The organism is Halomonas sp., from assembly GCF_041689495.1.
GTDB lineage: Bacteria > Pseudomonadota > Gammaproteobacteria > Pseudomonadales > Halomonadaceae > Halomonas.
Genome location: NZ_JBDNGD010000442.1, coordinates 1 through 1,871, shown reverse-complemented (window position 1 = coordinate 1,871; position 1,871 = coordinate 1). Strand labels below are relative to the sequence as shown.

Below are 1,871 nucleotides of genomic sequence, written 5' to 3'. Positions count from 1 at the left end.
CTCGGGAAGACGTTCACCGCTCTGGCCGTCATCAAGTACTACGAGCTGCGCAACCGATCCGTGCTAGTGCTGTGCCCCAAGAAGCTCGCCGATAACTGGCTGACCTATAACCGCAACCTGACCACCAACGTGTTGGCCCAGGATCGGCTGAACTTCGATGTGCTGTGCCATACCGACCTTCAGCGCACGCGCGGTGAGTCTTTCGGCATGCCCTTGGATCGCGTGAACTGGGGCAACTATGACCTGGTGGTGATCGACGAATCGCACAACTTCCGCAATAACGACGTCTACAAGGATCGCGAGACCCGCTACCAGAAGCTGATGAATCAGGTCATCCGCGCCGGGGTGAAGACCAAGGTGCTGATGCTCTCCGCCACACCGGTCAATAACCGGTTCACCGATCTGAAGAACCAGCTGGCCTTGGCTTATGAAGGCGAAGCAGAGAACCTCACTCGCCACCTCAGCGGCGCCAAGGACATCGAAGGTATCTTCCGGCGTGCCCAGGCGGTGTTCAACGAATGGTCGGCGCTCCCTCCCGAGAAGCGCACGACCGGGGCCATCCTGCAGACCCTGGATTTCGATTTCTTCGAACTGCTGGACAGCGTCACCATCGCGCGCTCACGCCGGCATATCGAAACCTTCTACGACACCACGGATATCGGCAGCTTCCCGGAGCGACGCAAGCCGCTCTCCTTCCACTGCCCGCTCACCCACCGAACGGATGTGATCGGCTTCAACGAGATCTTCCAGCAGCTTTCGCAGCTCAAGCTCTCCGTCTACGCCCCGATCAGCTACATCCTGCCCAGCCGCCTCAGGAAGTACGAGGAGATGTACGACACCGAGGTGTCCAGTGGGGGAGGGCGTTTCAAACAGGTAGACCGGGAGAAGAGCCTGCAGGCCCTGATGACGACCAACCTGCTCAAGCGGCTGGAGAGCTCGGTAGCCTCATTTCGCCTGACTCTGGAAGGCCTCAGGAACAGTCATACGACCATTCTGGAGAAGATCGAGGCCTTCAAGCGTACCGGCCGTTCGGAAGGCTTTGCGGATATCGCTGCAGCCTTCGAAGACGCTGACCCTGACGACGACAGCATCCCCATGCCGGGTGACACCACGGTGGGGAAGAAGGTCCAGATCAGCCTGGAGGACATGGATCTGCCGTCTTGGGAGCACGATCTGAGCACCGACCTGGTGTGGATCGAGCTGCTGTTGGAGGAAATGGCCAAGGTCACGCCGGCCGATGACGCTAAGCTGCAGCATCTCAAGACACAGATCGCTAGCAAGCTGGCCTCACCGATCAACCCGGGCAATCGCAAGGTGCTGATCTTTACTGCCTTCGCGGACACCGCCAAGTACCTCTACGACAACCTGGCAGCAGCACTGTTGGAGAGCCAAGGCGTGCACACCGGTTTGGTGACCGGCAGCGACGCACCGAAGTCAACCCTCGGGGCCATACCCAACAGTCGCCAGCACTATGATTTCCAGGGGCTGCTGACGCTGTTCGCGCCACAGGCCAAGAGCAAGGCCGTGGTGTACCCTAACGAGCCACGCGAGCTGGACATCCTGATCGGAACAGACTGCATCTCGGAAGGGCAGAACCTGCAGGATTGCGACTACGTGATCAACTACGACATCCACTGGAATCCGGTGCGCATCATCCAGCGTTTCGGGCGCATCGATCGCATTGGCTCACCCAACGCCAGCATCCAGCTGGTGAACTACTGGCCGGACATCAGCCTGGACGAGTACATCAACCTCAAGGAGCGCGTCGAGAACCGCATGGTGATCGCTGACGTCACCGCCACCGGGGATGACAACGTGCTCAACGCTCAGTCCAACGACGTTGCCTACCGTCGCGAGCAGCTGCGCCGGCT

General features: G+C 59.8%; 1 protein-coding gene. It reads left to right on the top strand.

Annotated elements, in window-relative coordinates; translation table 11 throughout:
* On the top strand, window positions 1-1,871 hold a 1,871-nt coding region (locus ACESMD_RS13690; RefSeq protein ID WP_372614070.1), incomplete at both ends, for a helicase-related protein.